The sequence below is a fragment of the Tahibacter harae genome (assembly GCF_024437735.1).
Classification (GTDB): Bacteria; Pseudomonadota; Gammaproteobacteria; order Xanthomonadales; family Rhodanobacteraceae; genus Tahibacter; species Tahibacter harae.
Map to the genome: position 1 here is coordinate 284,681 of NZ_JANFQO010000006.1, position 10,157 is coordinate 294,837.

A 10,157-nucleotide genomic window follows, 5' to 3' on the forward strand; every position below is an offset into this window, starting at 1 on the left:
AGGCCGCGCCTTGACCAGGCGGCCGCTGCGCGTGTGTGCGCAGGGCCGCCGCATTGCGTTTTCTATTCCTCGAAACCGTCCACAAACAGCAGATCGAGATTGGGCGGAATGCTCAGGCTGGCGGTGTTGTTCGCGTCGTTGGTATCGGTGATCGGCGCGCCGACCAGCGCGGTCGCGGAGTTCGTGAGAATGCCCGTGGTCGCGGCCGCGACGCTGCCGTTGACGCTGTAGATCACCTGTCCGCCCACGGGCAGGTTGATCAGCTGGGTGATATTGCCGCTGCCGCCGGAGGTGCAGCTCGCGCCGCCGCTGGCGCTGCAGGTCCAGCTGCTGACCGTATAGCCCGGCGGGAAGATGTCGACCACGCTGGTGTTGGTCGCCGCGGCCGGGCCGTTGTTGGCGATGGTGACGGTATAGGCCAGGCTCTCGCCGGGCGTATACATTTGCTTGTCCGCGGTCAGGCTCACGGCCACGTCGGTCTGCTGGGCGCTGGCCGGGCAGTCGACCACGCCGCGTATCACCCAGTCGCCGGTCAGGCCCAGGGCCGAACTGTCGAACCAGATCAGGCTGCTGCCGATCAGCGCATGCAGGCCGTTGCGGCCGGCCTGAATGCCGTCGGCGTCGCGCACCAGGCTGGGGCCGCCCACGATCGGCGCCTCGAAATAGCGGAACGAGACCACGAATACCTCGCCGCTGCTCAGCGGCACCTGCAGCGGTACGGTGTTGTTCTCGTCGAGATAGCGCCACTCGTTCATCACGCCGTCGGTGAGTACGGGGCCGATGATGGCGGCCGCCTCAGTGCCCGGTACCGGGAACGAGCCGGCGCGGTAGACGGTGATGGAATCGTGGATTTCGTCGATGCCGCCGGCCGAAGGCGAGCGCCAGAACACCTGCACGGCGCGCAGGGTGCCATTGCAGGGCGATGTCAGCCAGCTCGATGCCGCCTCGCCGTTGGCGAAGCCATAGACGATGGAACCGCTGTCGCCGTTGCCCAGAGAATCATTCTTCACGGTCTGCTCGACCGCGCCCGCACTTGCACACGCCAGCACGGTGGCCAGCACGGCTGCCTTACGCTTCATGGCTGCTCCCCTTCGTTAAGTGGAGCGACCCCCTGTGTCGCCGGAAAAAATGTGTACCAAGCGCCGGCGTACGGGCGTGACGGGCGTCACAAACCGCTGATGAGTCGGGGAATCTCCGAACGAGCCGGAATGGGACCCGCTTTCTGCTGTCCGCCTGAGTCAATCGGGCGGTCGGAGGCCTGCGCAGCAAGAGTCCGGCGGGGCTGTGCCGAAGAGGAAAGGCACGGTGGTTGCGCCGTGGACACGTGTCCGGCGCTTCCCTAGGATGCGCAGCCACCCCGCCAGAGCACCGCCATGCCAGGTCAGCAGCGCGAAACCACCTTCCGTTTCCTCGCCCAGCCCACCGACGTGAATTTCGGCGGCAAGGTCCACGGCGGCATGGTGATGAAATGGATAGACCAGGCCGGCTATGCGGCGGCCGTGGGCTGGAGCGGGCAGTACTGCGTCACCGTCGCGCTGGGCGGCATACAGTTCCTCAAGCCCATCCTGATCGGCGATATCGTCGTCGTGCGCTGCAAGCTGGTGCGCACCGGCTCCAGCAGCATGCATTTCGCCATCGACGTGATCGCGCGGGACCTGAAGAGCAGCGCCGAGCGCCTGGCCACTCACTGCGTGATCAGCTTCGTCGCGCTGGATGCGCCCGATGGCCGTCCCGCGCCGGTGCCGTCCTGGGTGCCGCAGACCGAGGACGATCGCATCCTGGAAGCCTACGCCGGCCGCATCATCGGCATGTCGCGCGAGCAGCAGGCGGAAATCGACCGCGTGCGCCGCGACATCGAACGCAACGGCTGAGCAGCGGCCGCCGGCGCGTTTCTATTCCTCGAAGCCGTCGGCGAACAGGGCGTCCTCGACGCCGCCGCCGGGCAGGTGGGCCGGATCGAAGAAACACACTGCGCTGGCGGTGCCGAGCGGGCGCGCGCCATTGCAGCTCCAGGCGCCGCCGTCCTCGGCATTGTGCGCTTGCAGGCCTACGCAGGCCGAAGCGCCGGCGCCGGCATCGAGCGCGCCGTACTGCACGGCGATGGCATAGCTGGCGTGGTACAGCACCAGTTGCACGTCGATGGGCTGGCTCTCGCCGAGGCGGGTCCAGCCGTGCCAGTGCACCACGGTGCAGGCCTCGTCTGCGACCAGGCCGGAAGGCCGCGGGCAGTCGGCGAAATGCTGCTGCCGCAGCGTTGCGCCGGCGCCTTCGCCGCTGAGTTCATCGTGATAGGCGAAGATGCGCGCGGTGCCGAAGGCGGCGTTGTCGGGCACGGCCGGCAGGTAGGCGTCGTTGCTGAAATCGCCGCCGTTCTCCTCGGCGGTGTCGGCGGCAAAGGCGACGTAGCCGTTGCTGGAAACCACCAGCGAGGCGTAGTCGCTGCCGTAGAAACGCAGCGGCTCGGCAAGCGTGAATTGCGCGGCGCCGTCGTCCAGTGCGCCGGTGCCGGGCGAAGCCGCGCTCAGGCTCAGCGGCGTGCCGCCGTCCATGGCTATGGGCTGATAGGCGCACAGCGCCGGATCGGCGCTGCCGAAATGGCCGTAGCCGTCGAGCTGGGTCAGTGCGGCGCGGGGATTGGTACCGGCCAGGCAGGCCGGCGCCAGCGCAGCCAGGGCGAGGGCGAAGCAGCGGCGTTTCATTGCACTCTCCCTTGCCAGATTTCGGCGTTGTGGTCGGCATTGGTGCCGAGGAAATCCTCGGACGAGATGAAATTGACGATGGGGATGACGGTGTTGCTGCGGCCGAAGCGCGCGGTCTTGGTGGTCAGGCCGGTGGCGAGGTTGGTCTCCACATCGGTAGTGCCGCTGACGCGGCGGAAGCCGACGGAGAACTGGGCGTTGAGGTAGCTGATGCGCTCGTAGGCGTAGTTGAGCGAGCCGTCGGTGTCCGGGTCCACGCTGACATAGGCCGAGTCCGAGCTGTTGGTGCGCTGGGTCAGCAGCGGACTGCCGCCGACCTGGTGGCGGAAGATCTCCGGCGAGAAGTCGGCGTTGAACAGTGCCGCGCTGGGCGTGAGGTTGCCGGTGGAAATGAAGTAGACGTAGGTGCCGTTGGTGCTGCCGTCCATCGCCGGCGAGGTGTTGATGGTGGCCGGGCCGCCGCTGCCGTTGGTATCGGTAGTGGTGATGCGGGTGAAATTGCCCGCCGTGGTGCCGCTGTTGTTGCCGTTGCTGCCGCGGTCGAAGCGGTAGATCTCGAAATTGCCGTCGGTGTTGTTGCCGTTGTGCACGCAGGTCGACTTGAAGGCGAGGTAGCGGCCGTTGCTGTTCTTGGTCAGCGAGGGCTCGGCCATGGTGCAATTAGCGGTGCCGAACAGACTGCTGCTCAGGCTGCTGCCGTTCCACACCACGATCTTCTTGGCCGTGCCCGAGCCGGTCAGCGTGTTGCAGGTGGATTCGAACGCGATCACGCCGCCGTCGCCGTTTATGGTCGGCGAGCCGTTCTCGCAGCCGCTGGTATTGGTCAGCGCGGTCAGCGTGTTGGCGGTGCGGTCGTAGCGGTAGATCTGGGTGGTGGCGGTATCGGTCAGGCGCGCGGCGATGGCGAGGTAGCGGCCGCCGTCCTGGTGCGACATGGCCAGGCCGGAGATGCCGCCGCCGCTGGTCACGTTGATGTTACTGGCGCGGACGAAGGCGGTGCCGGTCCAGGTGTAGATCTGGTCGAGCAGGTTGGGGTTGCCGCCCAGGTCGGCGTTGGTGACGAAGGCGACGGTCTCGCCGGTGGCGTCGTTGGCGATCAGGCGCGCATCGGCGCTGCGCTGGTAAAAGGTGCCGCCCTTTAGCTCCATCTGCCGCCCGCTGGTGCTGGTGCGCTGGATGATGCTGCCGACCTCGTTGCAGGACGTCCTGATCTGCACATCGTCGATGAACAGGGTGGAGTCGATGTTGCGGTCGTTGGCATCGGCCACGCTGAAGCGCAGGGTGACGCTGTTGTCGGCCAGGGCCGCGGCGGGGATCTGCAGGCAGGCGCGCTGGAAAGTGGGCGGGCCGAAGCGCAGGTTGACGCCGTTGAGCGCCGCCGGGTTGTTGATGGTGTTGTTCACCTGCGTCGCGTTCTGGCAATTCGCATTTGGGAAAGGTGAATAACTGGAGCCGTTGAGCTTGCAGGAGGAGCGGGAAAAGATCCGTGTCCCGTCGACCTTTATGTCCATGACGTCGTCGTACTGGTCGAGTTCGTTCTGTTCGCTGGAGGCGAAGGCCCAGTCGAAGGCGACATAGGCGGGGCTGAATGTGACGGTGGAAGTCGATTCCAGCCAGGACAGATCGTAGTCGTTGTTGCCGCCGAAGCCGTCGAAGTCCAGCGGGCCGCTAGCACGGGCGCCCGGGCCGGTGGAGATGGCTGCAGCCCAGGTGCCTTCGGGAATCAGCAGGGTGCCGCTGACATAGCTGGCGCGCACGGCGCCGGCACGGGTATCGCCGCCGGGCGTCCAGTTGGCCAGGGTGCCGGTCTCGAAGCCGCCGTTGAGCGGGATCTGCGCCAAGGCCGGCGCGGCCAGGCCGAGCAGCAAGGGCAGCAGCAGTGTTCTTGGCAGGAGGTTGCTCATGGCGTGGGGCCCTGTGCAGCGGTGTTGAGTTCCTGGCCGAACAGGAAACGGTCTTCGAGCACGATTTCCCGTTTGGCCACGACGTGTCCATCGGCGCCGACCGCGCGCAGCAGGTAGCGGCCCGGCGCCACGCCGTCGATGCGGTAGTAGCCGTAGCGATTGCTGCGGCTGCGGCCCTGGATGGACTGGCCGGCATCGACCAGCTGGATTTCCAGGTCGGCCAGCGCTGCGCCGCCGGCGCCGGTGAGCTGGCCGGCCAGGCCCAGGCGCAGATCCAGGCTGAAATCCACCCGGGTCAGGCTGCCGGCGCGCACTTCGACCCGGCGCGGCGCTTCGTGCACGCTGAGTTCTATGGGCAGGCCTTCGCTGTCCAGTTCCACCCGGTGCACGCCCGGCGGCAGATTGGCGACGTAGTAGCGGCCCTCGGCATCGGTGCGTGCGCGCACCAGGCCGTCGACCAGCACCGGCACGTTGGACAGATCCAGGCCGTCGCGGCGGCGGCCGCCCTGGCCGATGGCGCCGGAAATGCCGCCGTCGCGGACCTGGCCGAGATTGGCACCGCCGCGGGCCAGGCCGGCACCGGTGACGGCGAAGTCGGCGACCAGGGACAGGCCGACCACGGTGCCGTTGGCCGGCGCCAGCGGATCGCGCAGGGCCTGCAGGCGCGCGCTCAGGCCCGGGCGCAGTTCCAGGCTGGCGTCGGCCAGAAAGCCGCTGCGGCCTTCGCCGTGCAGCACGCCGGCCGACCAGGCCAGTCCGGCCACACCCGGCTGGTAGCGGTTGAAGATGGCGCTGATGCGGTCGCCGCGGACGCTGTCGTGCTGGGCCATGACGGACAGGCGTGAATTCAGGCCTATGTTCTGTTCCAGCCCGGCCTGGGACAGATTGCCGTAGCGCGTCGCCGACAGGCGCGTGCCCGGGCGCGGCGCCCACTGCGCGTCGTAGGCGTAGTCGCCGTTGTATTCCGGCCGCGCCGAGACGTGCAGGTTGGGACGCGGATTCCAGCTCACCGCCGGCAGGGTGTAGTTGATCTTCTCGCCGTTGGTCACACTGGCGTCGGCGTGGATCAGCGACAGGCGCAGGTTGGGACCGAAGCTGCGCCCGGCTTCGGCGCGGATATTGTGGTTGGCGACAGTCTGCTCGCTCAGGTAGGCGTCGTCGTAGTCCAGCCAGCTGGCGCGCCAGAACCAGGCACCACGCTGGCCGTCGCCGAGCAGCTGGCGCGCCTGCGCGCCGTTGTCGTCGCGGCCCACGTAGGCGGCCCAGCTGCCGGCCACGCCGAAGTTGGCGGCGGTGCCGGCCACGCTCTGGCTGCGGCCGTCCACCGACTGCACGATGAAATCGCCGGTGAAGCGTTCGCTGAGGCCGCGGCGGTACTGGTAGAAGGCCGCGTTGCCGGCGCCGAGGCGGTCCTTGTCGAGCAGGAAGCCGTTGGCGCCGGCGCCGAAATAATGTGCCTGGGCGCCGGCGGTCAGTTGCAGGTTGCCGGCCTGGGAATAGGTCTGGTCCACGCGCAGCGGCGTGCCGTTGTCGCCGAATTCGTAGACCGCGACTTCTACCGGAATCGCATCGCCCGGTGCCGCCGGTACGTCGGTGAATTCGTAGCGGCCGTCCAGGCGTATGGTCTGGCGGGCGAACACGCTGCCGCCGTAGCGCAGCTCCGCGGTGCCGCCGGGCGGGCCGCTGCCGCGGATCACGCTGGTGGGGCGGGCCTGGTAGGCGAGCAGCTGGCCGGCTTCGCCCAAACTGGAATCGAATACCTGGCCGGGCGCGTTGGTCCAGGCGTACTGGGCGCCGGTCAGGTCGAAGGATTGCAGCAGCGGATGCAGGAATACGCGCTCCTGGCCCAGCAGCAGGCGCGAATTGCCGCGGTCCATGCGCCAGGACAGTGCGCCCACATCCACGCCCAGGTCGTTGCCGCTGAGGTTGTGGCTGAAATCCGCGCGCCAGTTGCCCGGGCCCAGCGCGCCGACCAGGCGGTGATTGGCGGTGCTGGAGACATAGCCGTCGGTCTCCACCGTAAGAACTTCGCTGCGCCAGCGCGACAGGCTGGCGCTGGGCGCGGCGATGTCGACCGGACCGCTTTCGACCGGCCGGCGGCGCTGGCTGGCGGTGTCCTCACCCGGCGTCCACGGCAGGGTGACTTTCAGCGCGAACTCGGCCTGGTCGAACGCGACCTGGGCCGCCAGGCTGCGCGACAGCGCGGCCACGTCGACGAAGGTGGTGCCCTTGTCGTCGAGCAGATCGGCCTCGGTCAGCAAGGCATCGCCCAGCGGCGTGGACAGACGCACGCTGCCGTCGGCCTCGCGCTGGCTGCCCAGGCCGGCGAGCTGGGTGAAATCGTCCAGGCTGACGAAATCGCGTCCGTCGGGCTGGCGCAGCAGGGCCAGGTTCGCATCCACCTCTTTCTTGTTGAGGATGGGCACGACCAGCAGGATCTGCTTCTGCGAGCCCGAGGGCAGGGCAGCGCCGAACGAGGAAAACTCCAGCCGCGGCGCCGGCGCGGGAGCTGGTGCCGCCTCGGCCCAGCGCGCCGGGGCCAGCAGGCTGGCGATGCTTCCCGCCAGGGCCAGCGCGGATCTGCGGCTGGCCTTCACGGCTCAGCGCGCCGCCGCGCCGACGACGAATTCGACCGAGCGGTCGAGCTGCGCGTCGCCGAGCTTGCCGTTGAAATCCAGCACATAGCGGCCGGGCTTGAGCGCGTCGCCGCCGTAGGCGAAGGCGATGTCATGCGTCTGGCCGGGCAGTACCGGATTGCCGGGCAGGTTGTTGGCGATGAGCTGGCCCTTGGCCAGCTTCGCCTCCGTCGTACCCAGGCCGCGGACCAGACCGGTCGCCGCGACGCCCGGAAAGGCATCGGCCTGCCAGATCGCGAACTGCCCCTGCAGTCGCACATTGGCGTTGCCGGCGTTCTTCAGGCGCACTTTGGCGCCTTCGGCCGTGGCGGCTATGGATTCGATGTCGCCCTTGCGCACGGTTTGTCCGGATTGAACATACAGCGCCGAGCGGAACTGGAAGCGCGCGCGCATCTTGCCGTCTTCGGCCGGCGGATTGATCTCGTCGAAAATGAACATCACGCGCTGCTCGCCGGCGGGAAGCTCCGCGGCGGGCCGCACGCTGAAGCGCACGGCCTGGGAAGACTGCGGTGCCACCTCGAATTCGACCGGGTTGACCACCACCCACTGGTCCAGCGTGGTCGGGCCCTGCGGCAGCAGGCGCGGCTGATTGGCGGCGTCGGCGTCCCAGGGCGCCAGCGACACGCGCACTTTCTTGCGCTGGTCGGTGTAGTTGAACAGGCGGAAGGTCTGGGTCTTGCCGGCTTCGGCGGCCGACAGGTCGTAATAGGCCGGGCTGATGCCGACCTGGGCCAGGGCGGGTGTGCTCAGGACGCACAGGCCCAGGGCCAGGGCTAGCTTGCGGAATGCGGGCATGGGTTCAGTAACCTTCGACGCGGATCACGAGCCGTCCGCGGTAGCGGGTGGCGTCGCTCAGCGACGCCGTGGGAATTTCCAGCACTACATCGCCTTCCAGGCCGTACTGTTCGCGACCCAGGGCGACATTGCGCGGTGCGGTTTCGCGCACCGCGACCGGCACGGTCAGCGCGGTGGAATCCACCGCACTGAACACGCCGGGCACGCCGTCGGCGCTTTCTATCGATACGCGCACCCGCTCCTGAGCCAGGCCGCCGGCCGGCGCACTCAGGCGCCACAGGGCGGGAATGCGGCGCCGGATCGTGGTCGCCAGCGGGGCGGGGCGCAGATCCGCCGTGGCCGTGGCAGTCACGCCGTCGAAATACGCATGCAGGCGGGTAGAAGCCTGCACCGGCTGGGAATTGCCCAGCAGTTCGTGCACGGTGATGGGTTCCAGCTGTATGGCCGCCTGGCTCACGCTCAGCACCGGCGCGCCGCTGGCGTGGACGAGATCCAGCTTCGCCGCCGGCGGAAGGGCTCCGCCGGCGGAGGCCGCAGCCACGATCAGCGTGGCGCGCGCGGCGGCAAGTGTGAACAAGGCGGCCATGTGGATCAGTTGCTGGTGACGGTCAGGGTGAAGTTGCTGTCGGCGTTGGTCGCGAGCGTGCCGGTGGTGCTGTAGTCACCCAGGGCGGTGGCGGCGGCCAGGTTCAGATCCATGCGCACGTCGCCGGGACGGGCATTGACCAGGCCCGGGTCCGGGAACTGCACGCTGGCGCCCGGGCCCACGGCCGGGGCGGCGCCGAAAGCCGCGGTCTGCACGCGGAAGTTGGACATGCCGATGCTGGAGCCGGACGGGCCATTCAGCGTGGTGCCGGGGCCGGCGGCGACGGCGACCGTCGTGGTGGCGGCAGTGCCGCCGACGGCGCGCACGGCCCACAGATTCTGCAGCACCAGCGGCACGGCGCTGGCGTTGATGCTCAGTGCGCCCGGGTTGATGCTGAAATTGGCGACCAGCTCGCCACCGACCACGTTGGCGTTGGCGGCGCTGGCCGGCGGGGCCAGGGCGCAGGCGCGGGTATCGGCCACGGTGGTGCAGCCCGCCGGCGTGCCGAACAGGTCGGTCAGCGAGATGTTCACGTCGACCGACGAGTAGTAGTACAGGATGGTGATGCCGTTGTTGAGCGTGATGTCCACGTCCACCGAGCCCTGCGCCTGGGCGAAGGCACCCGAGGGAAAGACTGCGGCGGAAGCCAGTGCCAGGGCGGCAAGGCGGGAAATGAAACGGAGTTTGTTGGTCACGGTTATGCCCCATGTTTCGTTGTCGGCTGCCGAATGGCAGGCGCGACTGCCAAAGCATGAGGTGTGCCGAAGTGTGACCTGGATCACGTAACGTGACGTTTGGTAACAATCCGGCGTGCCGTACGCGAAAGCGGAGGGCAGAGCGGCTCATTCAGATCAGGAGGGAAATGTCGGGCGCTGTCACGCGACGGGTTCGCCACGCCCTTGAGGCCGCTTCGCAAAATCCGTATGCAAAAAGCTGGCTAATTGCTCCGGATACCGGTATCTTTCGCGCCCCGTCAAGCAGGTCTGTGGGGCCGGTGAAAATCATGCCGCAACGGCATTGACATTCGGCCTGCGGATAACGAGAATGCCGGGCTCCGCGCTGGAGGGATACCCAAGCGGCCAACGGGGGCAGACTGTAAATCTGCTGGCTCACGCCTTCGGTGGTTCGAATCCACCTCCCTCCACCAGCCGGTTCTGTCTTGAGCGGGAGTAGTTCAATGGTAGAACCTCAGCCTTCCAAGCTGATTGTGCGGGTTCGATTCCCGTCTCCCGCTCCATTGGATTGCAACCGCGGTTGACGTTTCACGCTCACGTAGCTCAGTCGGTAGAGCACTTCCTTGGTAAGGAAGAGGTCGAAGGTTCGATTCCTTTCGTGAGCACCATCTTTGTTGAGTCGCAACACGTTTTGTACTCATCCACCTCCTTAGATCTCTCGGGGTTTTGCAGGCATGGCCAAGGGTAAATTCGAGCGCACCAAGCCGCACGTCAACGTCGGCACGATCGGTCACGTGGACCACGGCAAGACGACGCTGACGGCAGCGCTGACGAAGATCGGAGCCGAGCGCTTCGGTGGCGAG

General features: G+C 67.7%; 9 protein-coding genes and 3 tRNA genes. 5 read left to right on the top strand and 7 right to left on the bottom strand.

The features are described from left to right. Positions 1 to 62: 62 nt before the first annotated feature. On the bottom strand, positions 63 to 1,079 hold the full coding sequence (locus tag NM961_RS09125; RefSeq protein ID WP_255913848.1) for a DUF11 domain-containing protein: 1,017 nt from the start codon (positions 1,077 to 1,079) through the stop codon (positions 63 to 65). A 294-nt stretch (positions 1,080 to 1,373) separates the two neighbouring features. On the opposite strand from NM961_RS09125, the gene NM961_RS09130 reads away from it, so the two are divergent. Next, positions 1,374 to 1,871, top strand: coding sequence for an acyl-CoA thioesterase (locus NM961_RS09130; RefSeq protein ID WP_255913849.1), 498 nt, complete (start codon positions 1,374 to 1,376; stop codon positions 1,869 to 1,871). Between the two features lie 21 nt (positions 1,872 to 1,892). On the opposite strand, the gene NM961_RS09135 is transcribed toward NM961_RS09130, so the two are convergent. The 6 genes from NM961_RS09135 to NM961_RS09160 are packed head-to-tail and all read right to left on the bottom strand — an operon-like array spanning position 1,893 to position 9,315. Further along, positions 1,893 to 2,699, bottom strand: coding sequence for an NIDO-like domain-containing protein (locus tag NM961_RS09135; protein ID WP_255913851.1), 807 nt, complete (start codon positions 2,697 to 2,699; stop codon positions 1,893 to 1,895). Beyond that, entirely contained in the window at positions 2,696 to 4,603 is a 1,908-nt protein-coding gene (locus NM961_RS09140; RefSeq protein WP_255913852.1) for a TolB family protein, read from the bottom strand. The genes NM961_RS09135 and NM961_RS09140 overlap by 4 nt, the downstream gene beginning before the upstream one ends. Next, positions 4,600 to 7,200, bottom strand: a complete 2,601-nt coding sequence (locus NM961_RS09145) for a carboxypeptidase-like regulatory domain-containing protein (protein WP_255913853.1) — start codon at positions 7,198 to 7,200, stop codon at positions 4,600 to 4,602. The genes NM961_RS09140 and NM961_RS09145 overlap by 4 nt, the downstream gene beginning before the upstream one ends. Before the next feature lie 3 nt (positions 7,201 to 7,203). Further along, positions 7,204 to 8,034 (bottom strand): fimbrial biogenesis chaperone, encoded by an 831-nt coding sequence (locus NM961_RS09150; RefSeq protein WP_255913854.1) that lies wholly within the window; start codon positions 8,032 to 8,034, stop codon positions 7,204 to 7,206. Between the two features lie 4 nt (positions 8,035 to 8,038). Continuing rightward, positions 8,039 to 8,620 (bottom strand): hypothetical protein, encoded by a 582-nt coding sequence (locus tag NM961_RS09155; RefSeq protein WP_255913855.1) that lies wholly within the window; start codon positions 8,618 to 8,620, stop codon positions 8,039 to 8,041. 5 nt (positions 8,621 to 8,625) lie between these two features. Continuing rightward, a complete protein-coding gene (locus tag NM961_RS09160; RefSeq protein ID WP_255913856.1) occupies positions 8,626 to 9,315 on the bottom strand; it encodes a hypothetical protein in 690 nt (229 codons plus the stop codon). A 366-nt stretch (positions 9,316 to 9,681) separates the two neighbouring features. Between NM961_RS09160 and NM961_RS09165 the strand changes: the two genes are divergently transcribed. The 4 genes from NM961_RS09165 to NM961_RS09180 all read left to right on the top strand — a co-directional run. After that, a tRNA-Tyr gene (locus NM961_RS09165) sits at positions 9,682 to 9,767 on the top strand. 16 nt (positions 9,768 to 9,783) lie between these two features. Next, positions 9,784 to 9,857 (top strand) — tRNA-Gly (locus NM961_RS09170). Positions 9,858 to 9,886: 29 nt separating this feature from the next. Then, a tRNA-Thr gene (locus NM961_RS09175) sits at positions 9,887 to 9,962 on the top strand. A 66-nt stretch (positions 9,963 to 10,028) separates the two neighbouring features. Beyond that, a partial coding sequence (locus NM961_RS09180; protein WP_049472324.1) for a GTP-binding protein occupies positions 10,029 to 10,157 on the top strand: 129 nt, incomplete at its 3' end.

Coding starts and splice junctions, on each gene's coding strand:
- NM961_RS09125 (WP_255913848.1), bottom strand. CDS start 1,079: ATGAAGCGTAAGGCAGCCGTGCTGGCCACCGTGCTGGCGTGTGCAAGT.
- NM961_RS09130 (WP_255913849.1), top strand. CDS start 1,374: ATGCCAGGTCAGCAGCGCGAAACCACCTTCCGTTTCCTCGCCCAGCCC.
- NM961_RS09135 (WP_255913851.1), bottom strand. CDS start 2,699: ATGAAACGCCGCTGCTTCGCCCTCGCCCTGGCTGCGCTGGCGCCGGCC.
- NM961_RS09140 (WP_255913852.1), bottom strand. CDS start 4,603: ATGAGCAACCTCCTGCCAAGAACACTGCTGCTGCCCTTGCTGCTCGGC.
- NM961_RS09150 (WP_255913854.1), bottom strand. CDS start 8,034: ATGCCCGCATTCCGCAAGCTAGCCCTGGCCCTGGGCCTGTGCGTCCTG.
- NM961_RS09155 (WP_255913855.1), bottom strand. CDS start 8,620: ATGGCCGCCTTGTTCACACTTGCCGCCGCGCGCGCCACGCTGATCGTG.